This window comes from Celerinatantimonas marina, from assembly GCF_046054165.1.
Lineage (GTDB): Bacteria > Pseudomonadota > Gammaproteobacteria > Enterobacterales > Celerinatantimonadaceae > Celerinatantimonas.
Window position 1 is genome coordinate 23,682 of sequence record NZ_JBFNXK010000016.1, and the last position, 14,878, is coordinate 38,559.

Sequence of the window (14,878 nt, forward strand, 5' to 3'; positions counted from 1 at the left end):
CATGCAGGGAATGAATCGCCATACCGGCAAAGCGTTATCCGGTATTGAGCATTTAAAACAATCCATTATCGATATTCTGACCACGCCGAGAGGTTCCCGGCTGATGCGGCGCGAATATGGCAGTGATCTGTTCCACTATATTGATGCACCGATGACGGCCGAGACGCGTATGTCGATTATCAATGCCACCGTCAACGCGCTGAATGACTGGGAAACACGAATTGCCGTCTCCAAAATTGAAGTCACAAATGCCTCTCGAGGCACGTTGTCGCTGACGATTACCGGAGTCTACCGACCGAATGGTCAGGTTATCACTTTAGAGGGAATAGCTATTTCATGAGTATTTCTGATTTATCGGCGCTCCCGGCACCGTCACTGCTGGAAGAGCTGGATTATGAAACGATCCTGTCGGAGATGATTGAGCGTTATCAGCTGGCCAATCCCGATTTTGATGCGCTGCTGGAATCGGATCCGATTTATAAAACCTTGGAAGTGGCCGCTTATTATCGAGTCAAAGATCGGCAACGCGTCAACGAAGCTGCCAAAGCAGTGATGTTGGCGCTGGCGAGCGATGCGGATTTAGATCAGATCGGTGCCCGGTATGCCGTCGAGCGGCAGTTAATCACGCCCGCCGATGAGACGACGATCCCTCCGACGGATGCAGTGTATGAATCCGATGATGATTTTCGGCGTCGGATCCTACTGGCATTTGATGGGCTGTCGGTCGCCGGACCGGAACAATCGTATATTTCACATGCCTTGTCGGCTGATCCGAGTATTGCTGATGTCAGCGCCATGATGACGGCGCCGGGGCAGGTGCAAGTGACGTTACTCTCCCGAAATGGCAATGGGCAGGCCAATGCCAGCCAAATCGCTCATGTTGCTGCTGCGCTGAATGCCGAAGAGGTGCGGCCATTAACCGATCAGGTGCGGGTGCAGTCGGCCGAGATCATCAACTATAGCGTCTCGGCGACGTTGTATATGCAGGATGGCCCGGAGCAGGAACCGATCCTGACCGCGGCGAACGCGGCACTGGATACCTATGTGGCGAATCAACAGCGGCTCGGCCGTAATATTCGCCGCAGTGCCATTATGGCTGCGCTGAGTGTATCCGGTGTGCAATATGTGGATCTGACCCAACCGGCGGAAGATCTGGTGTTAAGCCGAGCTCAGGCCAGTTATTGCACCGAGACCAGCATTCGCAACGGAGGCAATGACGATGGCTAATTCGATGCTCCCGGCAAATGCCACGCGGCTGGAAAAAGCGCTGGTTCAGGCGATCACACCGGACTTAGACGTCCCGATCCGTGACGTTTGGGATCCGCAGCGTTGCCCAAGCTCATTTTTACCCTATCTGGCGCAGAGTTTTTCGGTAGACCGCTGGGATGAAAACTGGAGCGATGATGATAAAAGAGCGGCGATTGAAGCCGCTTTTTTTGTGCACAAACATAAAGGAACCAAGGCCGCCATTCGCCGAGTCGTAGAGCCTTTAGGCTTTCTGATTGAAATACGAGAGTGGTGGCAACAAGCGTCCATCGGCAACCCGTACACCTTTTCGCTGGTTATCGGTGTTAAAGATAAAGGGATGACGGATGCCATGTATGAGCAGATGGTCAAACTTATTTTCGATGCCAAACCGCTGCGAGCTGATTTAATCGGGCTGGATATTCAGGCGCAAACGGATGGATTGGTTTATCTGGGAGCGGGATGTTATTCCGGCGACATCGACACCGTGTATCCTCCGACTCTTGCTCCGGTGGCCTCCAGTGGCAGTGGTTATTATGCTGCGGCTGAGCACAGTATCGATATGCTCAGTATCTATCCTCAGACTAGCGAATATCCTATTCAACAATAGACACAGTGAGTTTCTATTCCTATGAGTACATTTCTTACAATTTTAACCCAGGTGGGAGTGGCTAAACTGGCAAATGCCACGGCATTGGGGCAAACCCTCTCACTGACGCAGTTGGCCGTTGGTGATGGCAATGGCGCAGCGGTGACTCCCGAGCCGACCCAGACTGGATTAGTCCATGAAGTGCGCCGGGCCGCATTAAACTCGGTCTCAATCGATCCAGAAAACCCTAACTGGATTATTTGTGAACAGATCATCCCTCCAGAAGTCGGAGGATTCACGATTCGGGAGGTGGGGCTGTTTGATGATGCCGACGATTTAATCGCGGTTGGTAATTTTCCGGAAACCTATAAGCCCGTCTTAAGTGAAGGCAGTGGCCGGACTCAAACGATTCGGATGGTGCTGGAAGTCAGCTCAACGGAATCCATGGAACTGACCCTTGATTCATCGATTATCTTAGCCACCAATGAATATGTGGATCAGCATATAGCATCGCTGAAAAAATACAGCGATCAGCAAGATTCAGATTTAAAAACTTATGTTGACCAGCAAGATGCGAATTATCAAGCGAGCGCTGAAGCGGATGCGACAACGAAAGCCAATACCGCGCAGCAAGCTGCACAAAATTATGCGCAGCAGCAAGACACTAGCCTTAAAAGCTATGTGGATAGTCAGGATGTTGCCACGCTAGCTAGTGCCAATAGTTATTCTGATAGTGCAGCAAATACTGCATTGTCGAATGCTAAAACTGATGCTACGGGCAAGGCTAATGCAGCGACTCAAAGCGCGATTGATTATTGGACTCAAAAACTTAATCAGCATGGTTTGAATGGTGCAGCCCAACTTTATTACGGTGATATGAATTCACTCTTTGAGAATGGTATTTACATTGTTAAAGCCGGTGAAGGTGCCACGAACACCCCCTATGTCGAAGGTGGGCGAGATGGTATTTGTTGGGTCGGTGGTCAAGGAAATAATTCATATAATACACAGTTATATATAAATTATAACGGAGGATTATTTTATCGTTCTGGAAGCATTAATTTTGATACTAACACAGTTAATTTTTTAGAATGGAAAACCGTTTTTTCATCTGAAAATTTATTGCAGGTTCTGGATGCAGAACTCACCGAACTGACATCGGAAACGCTTCGGTTATTTAGTCCGGTCAATATAAAAACAGCGATTGGTCGTCAGTTCCCGGGGTCGTCGGGGAATAATTCATTCCAGACTTTTGGTCATAAAATTTTACAGACATTTGTATCGACAGTACCGATTAATGGTGATTCATCGGCTTCATATTCATTTCCTGTTCAATTTCCAACCGGTTGCAATGTCGTGATCCCTGCGTTGATGAATGCGACTGATAAAGATGACGATGTTTTTCCTAAGGTTTTGAATTATAACGAGTCTCAAGTCACTCTGCGGGCCGAATCAGTTGCAGCAAACGAGGGCAGCCGTTTTATGATGTTTATCGCCATTGGAGAATAACAATGCAATATAGCCCATCCCGAAATATGTTTTTTAATCCAGATTGGCAGAGCCGTTATCAAGCATCCGGAACATGGCCAGATGATTTAATCGATATTGAAGCGGATATTTTTGATGAATATACAGGCATTGCACCTGATGGGAAACAACGTCAAAGCGATCCTGATGGTCATCCCTGTTGGGCTGATTTGCCTCAGCCCACCGATGATCAGAAACAGGCTGCTCAAGCTGCCGTCATTCGCTCCCGGCGCGATGCGTTAGTGGATCGTGTTAGCCGTGAAATCAATCGCCTGGAAGATAAAAATCAGGATGCCAGCCCATGGCGTGCTTATCGTGAGCAATTGCGAAATGTTCCTGAGCAAGACGGTTTTCCGTTTACGGTGACGTGGCCGGATGCTCCCGGTGAGTTTACCGGGAAATAATCGATTTTCGCCCGATTGCCACCAACGGTTATAACCCATTTTTTACCTTCCATTTCAATTAGATCTATCCGGTCACGGTGATCAGTCATCTACTTAACTTTCTTTGAGGCAACGGTTAGCCGATTCAATGGCGAACCGTGATAGCTTTGGGGCCGGATGGATTCGATGAGTATCCATCATGAATACATTTTTTACGATTTTAACCCAACAGGGCGCGACGAAGCTGACGCAAGCCAGCTCGCAGGGGCAAACCATTGCACTGAGCCAGATGGCCCTTGGGGATGGCAATGGTAATGCCCCAACCCCCGATCCAGCTCAAACAGTTCTGGTGCATGAAGTTTACCGAGCCGCACTTAATGCAGTCAGCCTTGATCCACAGCACTCGAATCAGATGATTTGCGAATTGATTATTCCTGAAACTGAAGGCGGTTTTACCATTCGGGAATGCGGCCTTTATGATAGCGATGGTCATTTATTTGCTATTGGTAATTGCCCCGAAACCTATAAACCGCGCTTGAGTGAGGGTAGTGGTCGAACCCAGACCATCCGCATGATTTTGGCTGCGAGTGCTATAGAGTCAGTTGAACTGATGATCGATCCTGCTATCGTTCTGGCCAGTCGTGAATATGTGAAACAGCAGGATTCAGACTTAAAAGCGTATGTTGATAGCCAAGATGCGAATTATCAAGCGAGCGCTAAAACAGATGCGACCAATAAAGCTAATCAGGCATTAACAGATGCTAAAAGTTACGCGCAGCAGCAAGATACTAGCCTTAAAAGCTATGTGGATAGTCAAGATGAAACGGTGTTGGCGAGTGCCAAGTCGGATGCGACCAGCAGGACAAACGGTGCTCTCAGCAGTGCTAAGAGCTATGCCGATACGCAAGATGCAACGATCTTGGACAGCGCCAAATCGTATAGTGAAGATGCGGGAAATTTAAAAAAAGGAACTATCGCCACAGAACGGCTTCCTGAAGGCACTGTCCTCGCCAGCATAGATTCCCAAATTAACGTCGTTGATGCTAACTCTGCAGATGCATTGCCATTCGGCTGTGTTCGATTTACTTCGGCTCTTGTTACTGGTGCAACCAATACAGACTATGGCTATGATGGCCTCAAAATTGGCATAGCTGGCTCATATAAAATCATCGCATGGTCGTATGCATCAGGCAAACATGTCGGGGCCTTATATACCCGCGATGATGATACTTGGTCTCGGATTTTAACGCAGAATTTAGCGGCCACGCTCGCTGAGGTTCTTGCGGGTGAAGATACATTGACCTACGTGTCACCCGCCCAATTAAACCATGCAGGTATTGTTCCTTCCTTGGGAGCCGGACAAACTCGAACCATCTATACTGTCGGCACAGACCGCATTTTAGGCACAACCTACACTAATAGTTCAAATCGACCTTTGTGGCTCAATCTATTCTTTGGCAATGGGACGAACCACTCGAATTTGAGTGTCACGCTCAATGGCTCTGTATATCTCAGTAGTGAAGACATTGACCAATCTAACGATTTAAGTAATGCCAGTTTGTCTTTTTTGATTTTACCCGGTGAAACCTATTCGATTGACTATGACGGAAACGGGAACTTGTACTGGATGGAGATTGTGTAATGCGCTATTTCAAAGATAATACCAATCAGCTTTATGCCTACGAGGATGGTTTGCTCACATCCACTGAAAAACAGATACAGGTAGACGCTGCTCAGGTGGCGTATGATGCCGATAACTCAGATGAGAATCTAGCCGTTCTGCAAAGTGCTCAGTCCATTCGGGTATACATCAAAGATGATTTAACAGCGCTCAGTGAAACCGACTATCAAGCGGCAATTGCTCCCACCGACGAACAAAAACGTGCGACTACCGCCGCCACCCTCCGCTCCCAGCGCGACGAATTAGTCGATCGCGTTAGCCGCGAAATTAATCGGCGCTGGGATATTGGTGAAGATATCAGTGCCTGGCAGGCCTATCGAGTGGCGCTGCGTCATCTCCCCGAACAGGACGGCTTTCCGTTTACGGTAAGCTGGCCGGATGCCCCCGGTGATTTTACCGGGAAATAACCCCTTATTTTTTAATTCCTTAATCACCCGCCACTGGCGGGTTTTTTTTCACCCGACAAACAGGATAAATCCTATGGTGCAATTTTTACATGGCGCTGAAGTCATCGAAGTTGATGATGGCTCGCGTGCAATTCAAACCGTCCGTTCCTCTGTGATCGGCTTGGTCGGAACCGCGCCGAATTCAGCTGGTGCGGCGTTTGCTTCACTGCAAATCGGCAGTGCCATTATCAATGATGGCTTAGTCTATACCGCGCAAACTGCCGGAGCCGGTGGCAACGCGGTTAGCCTAACCTTAAACCGTCCGGTAGATGCTAATGCCGAGTTGGCGGTCAGTGTGTCCGGCCAGAAAATTACCGTATCCCTAGCCACTGATGGCAATGCTCAGGGCGTTTCAACCGCCAATGAGGTCAAAGCCGCAATCGAAGCCAATGCCGAAGCAGCGGAACTGGTGAGTGTCAGTGTATTAGGAAGCGGTGAAGGCGAAGTGATGAGCAACAGCGAGTCTTATTTAAGTGGCGGCGCTGATGAACCCTTCCCGTTAAATACTCCGGTTGCCGTCGCTGGGAGTCCGCTGCAAGTGAGTCAGTTGGGCAATGCGGGCACATTGGGTAAAGCATTTGCTGATATTTTTGATCAAACCGGTGCGCTGGTGGTGGTGGTTCGTGTAGCTGAAGGTGCGAGCGATGCTGAGACTCAAGCCAATATTATCAGTGGTATGAACGGATGGTTGTCGGCCAAAACCGAAACCGGCTATCAACCACGGATCCTGATCGCTCCTGAATTTAGTCAGTTTGATAACGTCAGTGCCGAGATGGAAAGCAAAGCCGAACGGCTGCGCGGTGTGGCTTACTTTGATTGTGAGCGCAGTGCCAGTTATACCGACGCTATTAAAAAAGCGCGTCAATATGGCCGACGCTGTGAAGTGATGTGGCCTTGGGTCAAAGTCTTTGACACCGACCTGGCGAAAAACGTGGCGCGTCCGTTATCAGCCCGAGCCGCGGGACTACGCGCCCGAATTGATGCGGCTAATGGCTTTTGGTGGTCAAAATCCAATCAGGTTATCTATGGCATCGTTGGCACAACTCAACCGGTGGACTGGGCTTTGGATGATGCCAATAGCGTGGCCAATATGCTTAACGAAAACCACGTAAGCACTGTGATCCAGGAAGATGGCTATCGCTACTGGGGCAACCGCAACTGTGCCACCGATACGCAGTGGATGTATGAACAGACCGTTCGGACCTCCGACATGATCAACGACAGCATTCAGCGAGCGCATCTGTGGGCGGTTGATCGTAATTTAACCCAGACCTACTTCTCTGAAGTTGTTGAAGATGTGAATGATTATTTACGTCAGTTGCAATCGGAAGGCGCGATTTACGATGGGAAGTGTTGGGTGGATACCGACATCAATACTGCCGAAACTGTGAAACAGGGGCTGGCTTATTTTGACTTTGATTTTGAACCGCCATTCCCGGCGGAACATATTATTTTCCGCAGCCGTCTCAACGATGGCTACATTGAGGAGATTTTTAACTAATGGCAGCAGATAATTTATTAAAAAGTTGGTCGCTCTGGGTCGACGGAGTAGGCAAAGCAGGCAATGCCCGTGATTACACGCCCCCAACATTGGAAGTGAATACGGTCGATTTTAAAGCCGGAGATATGGATATGCCGATCCCGGTGGATGATGGTATGAATGCCATGGAAGCGCAGTTCTCTATTTTTGGAATTGATCCCTTGATCTTGCCTTTGTTTGGATTTCGTCAGGGAACCAATACGGCTTGTTCAGTACGTTCGACTTATACCGATGCAACTGGAAATACAAAACAGTATGTGGAAACCCTGCGCGGCATGATTACTCAAATCGCTCGTGATCAGCAAGATAGCAGTAGCCAGCGGGATAAAGCCATGCAAGTTACCATGCGGCTGAATTACTACAAAGTATCCTATGATGGGGCCGTATTAATCGAGATCGATCCTGTGAATCATGTGCGTTCTTTTGGTGGAATTGATGTTTTAGAAGGTGTTCGGGCTGCATTACAGCTTATGTAACTAGTTGATATTGAATAGTTAATTTTAGAAAGGCCACATCGGTGGCCTTTTCTATTTTAAAGAGGAAAAAGCATGAGTTATCCCAATGAAAAAACAGCGGTTGAATTGGAGTTCCCGGTATTTGTGGCGGGTGTGGAATATAAAACCTTGTCCTTTCGTCGTCCTAAAGTGCGGGACAATCTGATCGCCGATAAAACCAATCCGGCTGATGCTGACAAAGAAATCCATTTGATGGCTTTGTTAGGAGAAGTTGAACGCGCGGTAATTGAAGAGTTGGATATGAGCGATTATACCCAAGTACAACAGGTGATTATGGGGTTTCAAAAGAAAGCCCAAGACTTGCCGAGCGAACCATCCAGCGCGGATTAATGGCTCTGGCAAGTCATACCGGCTGGGGCATTGATGAGATGCTGGACTTACCCACAGAGACCTTTATCGCCTTTATAGAACTGCTACCAAAAGATCATAAATCATGACGAATCAAAGTCTAAAAACCGTTGTCACACTGGTTGGGACGGTCGATAGCTCATTTACACAAATGGGTAGTCTGTTTACGAAATCAATGACTCAGTCGACCAAAACCGTGGATCAATTGAATCATGCTCAAACGGGCCTGATGTCACAAATCAAGCGTTTAGGGAAAAGCGGCAACACTATTACCAATCTGACGCAACATTATAAATCACTGGATACTCAGGTTGAGAAGACCAGTAAACAGAACAATATTTTTAAGCACCTGTCCAAACTTGGCAAAACCGCAGCCAGTGCCATTAACAAAACCGTTCCGGCGGTCGTGAAATTGGTGAACTCGACGAATAAATCAACGGCATCCATGGCGCTGTTTGCTAAATCGCAGGGATTTAGCGTTGAGCAATTTCAGGAATGGGGGAGTGTGGCCAAGCAGGCCACTTTAAGTGGTGACAGCATCAGTAAAATGATGGGCACACTGGGCAAAAATTACAACAAACTGGGGTCGCTTAAAAAGCCCAGTGCGATAGGCGATGCGTTCAATCAGCTTGGGATCGATAAAGATACCATGAAAGATATGAGTGCAGCGCAGCAGTACGAAACTATCATGCAGCGTTTGCTGAAAATGCAGGACAAGCAAAAAGCCGCGAGTCTGGCTGATACGCTGTTAGGCGGTGATGGCAGTAAAATGGTCACGTATATTCAGTCGACGGGGAAAAGTCTGGATAATCTGCTCAAAACCCAGCAGCAATACAACGTCCTGAATAAACAAGGGATCAGTGGAGCGACACAATACAGTAGCGCTTTTAGTAATCTGGATACAGTGTTGACCAGTAGTTGGCAGCAATTGGCGGGCGTAATTGGGGGCGAGATGGCTCCCAGAATTAACCAGCTGAGCAAAACACTGGCTGATTTTGTGAAAAAACATCAGGCTGATATCGTTGATTTTGTCGATAAAACCATCACCGCGGCGATTGAATTTGGCAAGTCACTCTACCAGATGGGCCAAGAAGTTAATGCGGTGGTCCAAAGCTTGGGCGGCTGGAAAACCGTAGGCGCGACCTTAAGTGTGTTGCTGGCCGGGAAAATGCTCAGTAGCGTATTCCGGTTTGTGAGTGCCCTCGTGAGCATCGGGGGGCAGTTGAAAGATGCCCGGGACGCAATGGCGGCATTTAATCTGGTCTCCAAAGCTAAATCGCTGGGCGGCATGGTTGCATCGATTGGTCGGCTCGGTAGTAGCTTGTTGGGAATGGGCAAAAGCTTAGGCGTGGCCCGAGTGGCTATGGTCGCATTTAATTTGGTCGCTTCACTGAACCCTATCGGACTCGTCGTGATGGCGGTGAGTGCCTTGGTATTTGCGGGAATTGAACTGTATCGCAACTGGGATAAGGTGGTGAAATGGTTCAGTGGTGCGCTGGGCTGGTTTAAAAAAGCGTTTCCGGAAACATTTAATTTTCTGAAAACTCTCTTTGACTGGACGCCGTTGGGCCTAATTATCAATAACTGGGGGGCGATCACCGGATTTTTCAGTGCATTATGGGATGGAATAACCGGTTTGTTTAGCGCTGCCTGGGATGGCATTAAATTCCTGTTTAGCTGGACGCCGTTGGGCCTGATTATCAATAACTGGGGGGCGATCACTGGATTTTTCAGTGCTTTATGGGATGGCATAACCGGTTTGTTTAGCGCCGCCTGGGATGGCATTAAATTCCTGTTTAGCTGGACGCCGCTGGGCCTAATTATCAATAACTGGGGGGCGATCACTGGCTTTTTCGGTGCAATTTGGGATGGTGTGATTGGTTTGTTTAGTGCCGCCTGGGATGGCATTAAATCGATGTTTAGTTGGTCGCCGCTCGATGGTCTCTCGGAGGCTTGGGAACCATTTGTTAACTTCTTCACCGATATTTGGGATCGCGTGACAGGAATTTTCAGCAAAGGCGGGAAGTTTGTAGGTGGCATTTTCAAAGGCATTAAAGGGTTTTTGGGTTTTGGCAGTGATGATAAAAATTCAGAAAATTCTGATGATAACTCGAAATCCAAGCCGCTGTTGAATGCCCGTGGGCCGCATAGTCGCTTACAGCGTCAGGCGGTGATGCCTCTGGGCTCGTCCCATAAGAGGGATGCCCGTCAAAAGTCTACATTACCGGCCACTACATTACCTACAACCACTGTACCGGGACCGGCTCAAACCGCCTCAAACACCGAGCTCTCAGAGACCGCTTCCGCTCGTGCGACATCAGCCATTAATGCCGCAGCGCCCGGAGCGCGCTCGGTAACGGTTCAGCAGAATGTCGGTGGGATCACCATCAATGCGGCTCCGAATCAGTCCGCTCGCGAGATCGGGCAGTCTGTTCTGCAAATCTTAACCGATCAACGGCTGAATGCTTTATACGATTTACCGGACTTATAACGATGACTGAAATAATGCTTGCTTTGGATAGTTTCTCGTTTTCAGTGGATACGGCCACTTATAACGAACTGACGCGTACTTTTTCATGGAACTGGGCGTCGCAAGGGCGAACTAACAATGTGGACCTCTTGCAGTTTGGGGGGAGTAGTAGCCCTAAAATTTCGCTAAAAGGACAAATCGCAACCTCTTTTAAAAATGCGGGAACCCAGCAAATCCAAACACTGATCAATATGGCGAACAAAGGGAAACCCTATTCACTACATAGTGCTCATGGTGATGTGATGGGGCGGTGGTGTATTCAGCAAATTCAGGAAACCAACTCACACTTCGGTGCAAGGGGAGTCCCTCGCTTTCAAGAATTCACGATGGATTTAATTTACTACGACGAGGACAAGACACCTGCCGCTTCCAAACATTCAGCACGGACTTAATTGACTATGACAACAACAACCTACACCACACATGATGATGATGTGTTGGATCGGATCTGCTATGCCTATTATGGCCGGGAGAATGCCATTGTCGGTGTCTATGAAGCCAATCCAGGGCTCGCCGAGTATGGCGTGTTGCTTCCGGCCGGTATTGTGATCAAGCTGCCGGAGCTGACAGAACCCACAACTCAGGGGACGGCATTATGGGATTAGTCGTCACCCCGGCCTTTGCCATAATGCTCGATGGCAAAGACATCACCTCCCGTGTGAAGCGAAATCTGCTCGGCATCCAGTTGCTGGAGTATTCCGGGCGGATGTCGGATCGGCTAATTATTACGATTGGTTTGCCTGAAACCGATAAGATCTTGCCGCATGGTGGCGTTTTGAGCTTGTCTCTGGGAGCCGGTGATATTCTGGTCTACAAAGGGCAATTTATTATCGATGAACTGATTTTGTCAGGGTTTCCCCGGCAATTACAGGTGGTTGCCGATGCCGCACCGATGGATGACACGCGTCAGCCGGCGACCCTTCAAAGCCACAAAACGCGCAGCTTCGATGCGATCACCTTTGATACTTTAGTCACCACCATCGCTAAAGAACATCAGTTGCGCCCCAAAGTCAGCCGTGAGCTAGCCGGGCAGCTGTTTACACATATTGATCAACACAACGAAAGCGATATCAACCTGCTGACCCGTTTGGCCCATCAGTATGGCGCGGTCGTTAAACCTGCCAATGGTTATTTATTACTGACCCCCGATGCGGCCGGGAAAAAAGTTTCCGGTGCGGATTTGCCCGTTGTCACCCTCAATCCTAAAGAGATTTCATCTTGGCAGATCCGCTTAACCAGCCGTACTCATCCGGGACAAGTTGTGGCCGGATATTACGATGTGGCCAGTGGACACTATCAAACTTTCACGGCCGGATCCGGTGATCCGGTCTATCGCATCGTCTATCAATACCCTAACCGAGAACAGGCTGCGGCGGCTGCAAATGCCCGATTGAAGCAAAACCGGGCGAGCAGCGACATGATTGATATCACCTTGCCAGTACAACCTAAATTTATGCATTTGGTCGCTGAGAGTTACATCCAGCTACGAGGATTTGGCTATACCGAAGACCGCCAGTGGAGGATTCATCGTCTGGAATGGACCATCCAAAGTTCCGGCATGACCATGCATCTCACCGGCGATGCCGGTAAAACAGAATAAACGACTTTCCTCGTTAATGGCTTAATCACCATTCCTACCTTACAGCCCCATCACCCGGCCGCATCGCGGCCCCTTTCATTTCTACATTGAAGTCAATTCACATCCCTTCGAATTAATATTTTTCATTATTGGATTTGAACGTTACTATCGGCATTTCGCTCGTTGTATCAATGTACAGATTTCTGAATAAAGAGCATGGCGTATGTGTGAATCAGACTTTTTTTTCCAGAACCTGTTTGCGCAGGCTCCGCAATCGATTCTGATTCTGGATGAACAAGGCATGATTGTAGAAGCCAACGCTCAGGCCATGGCTCTGTTTTCTGGTTCCATAAAAGAACCACTGACAGCACTTTATTTCCCTGATGCCATGAAGCGCATCATGAGCTGTTGTGATGTTCAAAAATACCGACAATACATGGCTCAAGCGGCAGTGGATTCGAGCCCTAAATTAGAACTTATCAATGGCAAAACGATCGAGTTGCAGTTTTCTTCGCTACCGATGGATTCTGTTGAATACCAGATGGTCCAGATCCGGGAAATCCTTCCTCCTAATCTTCAGTGGGAGTGTTATTTAGCGAAAGTGCTTGAATTTTTGCCCGAACCGATGATGGTCGTTGATCTGAATGGTATCGTCGTGGTGTGGAATAAAGCGATCGAAGATATTTCTGGCGTTAAAAAAGAGCAGATGATTGGCAAGGGAAACTATGAATATGCGCTGCCTTTTTATGGGGTTCGCAATCCTATTCTAGTGGATTGGGCACTGGATCCAGAAAGCAACGTTCCTATCGAAAATTACAGCTTGGTCCGACGAGACGATGAGAAGCTCTACGGCGAAATATATACCCCGAATGCCCTTGGTGGTAAAGGCGCTTACCTGTGGGGCGTTGCGACGCCTTTAAAAGATCATACCGGTAAAGTTGTCGCGGCCGTTGAGTGTATGCGAAATGTCACCGAACGAAAAATGGCTGAGCAAGATCTAAATCAAGCGAAAGAGGCTGCAGAAGCCGCTACCAAAGCAAAATCGGAATTTTTAGCCCGAATGAGCCATGAAATTCGGACGCCGATGAACTCGATATTAGGAATGAGTGAGCTACTACTGGAAACACCTTTGGATCCTGAGCAGACGGATTTTTCGGAAACGTTGCATTCTTCCGGAGCGTTGTTGCTGGATATTATTAATGACATTCTGGACTTTTCCAAAATTGAAGCCGATCAGATCGAACTAGAAAAGGCTCCATTTAATCTGGGTCACCTCATTGAAGATGTGGTCCGGATTTTCGCATCGAAAGCTGAAGAAAAAGGATTGGAATTTTCCTATCACATTTCACCCGAGGTGTGTTGTCAGGTGCAGGGCGATCCTGTTCGTTTGAAACAGATCGTGATCAACTTACTGAGTAATGCGATTAAATTTACCGATCAAGGACGGGTGTCTTTGGATGTTCTTCCGGAACCCGGAGAGCCGGATATGCTGTTAGTTGCGGTGAGTGATACCGGGATTGGGATTCCCCGCACGAAACAGGCGGTTATTTTTGATAGTTTTTCCCAAGCGGACACCTCAACTACTCGTAAATTTGCGGGAACTGGTTTGGGACTGGCCATCTGTAAGCGGCTGGTGACATTGATGGGGGGACGGATTTGGATCCTTTCGGAACCGGGAAAAGGGTCGACATTCTTTTTTACAGTTCATGTTGAGCGCACCGCTGAGATCCTAAGTTGTGAGCGCAGGGAACATCAACCCACTCTGCCACAGTGGTCGTTAAAACCGTTAAAATTACTGCTGGTTGAAGATATTTTGGCCAATCGCAAAGTCGTTCGGTTATTCCTGAAAAAAACGGCGATTCAGATTACGGAAGCGGCTAATGGTCAGGCGGCAATCGATGCCTATCTACACAATCAAGGCAATTTTGATGTGATTTTGATGGATCGGGAAATGCCGATTCTGGATGGCCTTACCGCTACCCGCGAGATACGACTTTTTGAGCAAACGTATCAGTTACCACGAACCCCAATTGTCGCGCTGACGGCTCATGCATTTACCCAACATAAAGATGAATGTATTAAAGCGGGTTGTGATGATTTTTTATCTAAACCAGTGAAGAAAAAAGCATTGTTAAGAACCTTAGAAAAAGTGATCTCAGCCACGATCCGTGGTGGATCTCAGAATGATATGCCGTTGTGGGTTGAGGTTGACGCCGAGCTCCAGGAGCTGATCCCAGAATTTCTTGAAGAACTGGAGCAGGAAATGTCCCGCATGGGCATTGCTCTAGAGCAGGCTAACTTTGAAGAACTGCGTCGTTTGGCTCACGGTTATAAAGGCGCGAGTGGCAACTATGGCTTTTTTGATCTGGCAACGCTTTATCTGGAATTGGAAAATGCCGCTAAAGAACAGAATCTATCGCAGTGCTGTAAGATATGGCGTACCGCAGGCACATTTATTGAGCGGATGGAAATTCGATACATCTAGCAGAACGCAT

At 48.2% G+C, this 14,878-nt stretch carries 15 protein-coding genes; all 15 read left to right on the top strand.

What is annotated here, in order from left to right; genetic code table 11:
• Nucleotide 1: 1 nt before the first annotated feature.
• The 15 genes from ABUE20_RS15570 (at nt 2) to ABUE20_RS15640 (ending at nt 14,868) form a co-directional block, all read left to right on the top strand.
• Nucleotides 2-340, top strand: a complete 339-nt coding sequence (locus ABUE20_RS15570) for a GPW/gp25 family protein (RefSeq protein ID WP_408620876.1) — start codon at nt 2-4, stop codon at nt 338-340.
• The gene (locus ABUE20_RS15575; RefSeq protein ID WP_408620877.1) at nt 337-1,227 is read left to right on the top strand and encodes a baseplate assembly protein; all 891 of its coding nucleotides are present in this window, start codon (nt 337-339) and stop codon (nt 1,225-1,227) included. Before ABUE20_RS15570 ends, ABUE20_RS15575 begins: the two co-directional genes overlap by 4 nt.
• Complete coding sequence (locus ABUE20_RS15580) at nt 1,220-1,855, top strand: phage tail protein I (protein ID WP_408620878.1); 636 nt, start codon at nt 1,220-1,222, stop codon at nt 1,853-1,855. The genes ABUE20_RS15575 and ABUE20_RS15580 overlap by 8 nt, the downstream gene beginning before the upstream one ends.
• Nucleotides 1,856-1,876: 21 nt before the next feature.
• A complete protein-coding gene (locus ABUE20_RS15585; RefSeq protein ID WP_408620879.1) occupies nt 1,877-3,343 on the top strand; it encodes a phage tail protein in 1,467 nt (488 codons plus the stop codon).
• 2 nt (nt 3,344-3,345) lie between these two features.
• Nucleotides 3,346-3,765, top strand: coding sequence for a phage tail assembly chaperone (locus ABUE20_RS15590; RefSeq protein ID WP_408620880.1), 420 nt, complete (start codon nt 3,346-3,348; stop codon nt 3,763-3,765).
• A 178-nt stretch (nt 3,766-3,943) separates the two neighbouring features.
• On the top strand, nt 3,944-5,386 hold the full coding sequence (locus ABUE20_RS15595) for a phage tail protein (protein WP_408620881.1): 1,443 nt from the start codon (nt 3,944-3,946) through the stop codon (nt 5,384-5,386).
• On the top strand, nt 5,386-5,832 hold the full coding sequence (locus ABUE20_RS15600; protein WP_408620882.1) for a phage tail assembly chaperone: 447 nt from the start codon (nt 5,386-5,388) through the stop codon (nt 5,830-5,832). The genes ABUE20_RS15595 and ABUE20_RS15600 overlap by 1 nt, the downstream gene beginning before the upstream one ends.
• 73 nt (nt 5,833-5,905) lie before the next feature.
• On the top strand, nt 5,906-7,372 hold the full coding sequence (locus ABUE20_RS15605) for a phage tail sheath C-terminal domain-containing protein (RefSeq protein ID WP_408620883.1): 1,467 nt from the start codon (nt 5,906-5,908) through the stop codon (nt 7,370-7,372).
• On the top strand, nt 7,372-7,887 hold the full coding sequence (locus tag ABUE20_RS15610; protein WP_408620884.1) for a phage major tail tube protein: 516 nt from the start codon (nt 7,372-7,374) through the stop codon (nt 7,885-7,887). The genes ABUE20_RS15605 and ABUE20_RS15610 overlap by 1 nt, the downstream gene beginning before the upstream one ends.
• A gap of 72 nt (nt 7,888-7,959) precedes the next feature.
• On the top strand, nt 7,960-8,256 hold the full coding sequence (locus tag ABUE20_RS15615; RefSeq protein WP_408620885.1) for a phage tail assembly protein: 297 nt from the start codon (nt 7,960-7,962) through the stop codon (nt 8,254-8,256).
• 103 nt (nt 8,257-8,359) lie between these two features.
• Nucleotides 8,360-10,765, top strand: coding sequence for a phage tail protein (locus ABUE20_RS15620; RefSeq protein WP_408620886.1), 2,406 nt, complete (start codon nt 8,360-8,362; stop codon nt 10,763-10,765).
• A 2-nt stretch (nt 10,766-10,767) separates the two neighbouring features.
• Nucleotides 10,768-11,196: a phage tail protein gene (locus tag ABUE20_RS15625; RefSeq protein WP_408620887.1), complete on the top strand. Its 429-nt coding sequence runs from the start codon at nt 10,768-10,770 to the stop codon at nt 11,194-11,196.
• A gap of 6 nt (nt 11,197-11,202) precedes the next feature.
• Nucleotides 11,203-11,409 carry a tail protein X gene (locus tag ABUE20_RS15630; protein ID WP_408620888.1) on the top strand — a complete coding sequence of 69 codons (207 nt, stop codon included), beginning with the start codon at nt 11,203-11,205 and terminating at the stop codon, nt 11,407-11,409.
• Entirely contained in the window at nt 11,400-12,404 is a 1,005-nt protein-coding gene (locus ABUE20_RS15635) for a contractile injection system protein, VgrG/Pvc8 family (protein ID WP_408620889.1), read from the top strand. Before ABUE20_RS15630 ends, ABUE20_RS15635 begins: the two co-directional genes overlap by 10 nt.
• A gap of 202 nt (nt 12,405-12,606) precedes the next feature.
• Nucleotides 12,607-14,868 (top strand): ATP-binding protein, encoded by a 2,262-nt coding sequence (locus ABUE20_RS15640; protein WP_408620890.1) that lies wholly within the window; start codon nt 12,607-12,609, stop codon nt 14,866-14,868.
• The last annotated feature ends 10 nt before the right edge of the window (nt 14,869-14,878 follow it).